The organism is Ewingella sp. S1.OA.A_B6, from assembly GCF_049889095.1.
Lineage (GTDB): Bacteria > Pseudomonadota > Gammaproteobacteria > Enterobacterales > Enterobacteriaceae > Ewingella.
The window spans coordinates 1-287 of the sequence record NZ_JBLJFK010000062.1; the positions used below are offsets into that span (position 1 = coordinate 1).

Annotated in this window: 1 protein-coding gene; it reads left to right on the forward strand. The window is 52.6% G+C overall.

Going from position 1 to position 287, the window contains the following annotated elements:
* On the forward strand, positions 1–146 hold a 146-nt coding region (locus ACMV8I_RS21470), incomplete at its 5' end, for a DUF3418 domain-containing protein (protein WP_498867157.1).
* Between the last annotated feature and the right edge of the window lie 141 nt (positions 147–287).

Consider the following 287-nt stretch of genomic DNA (forward strand, 5'->3'; position numbering starts at 1 on the left):
CGCCAGTGCGACTGCAAAGCGAAGAGGTGAAAGAAGTACGCTGGATGATTGAAGAGCTGCGTGTCAGTTACTTTGCCCAGCAGTTGGGACCGCCATATCCTATTTCAGACAAGCGTATTTTGCAGACCATGGATCAGTTGGCGTAAAAGAGAGAGGCCCACAGAGAAGCGATTTCTCTGTGGTTTTTCTTGCTGACTAAGGTGTGACCGGCGCAGCGCTGATCACGCCAGAAGAGAGCTTATTCACCGCTTCCCTGATAGCAGGAACGGCCAGAGCGCGGTTGTCAG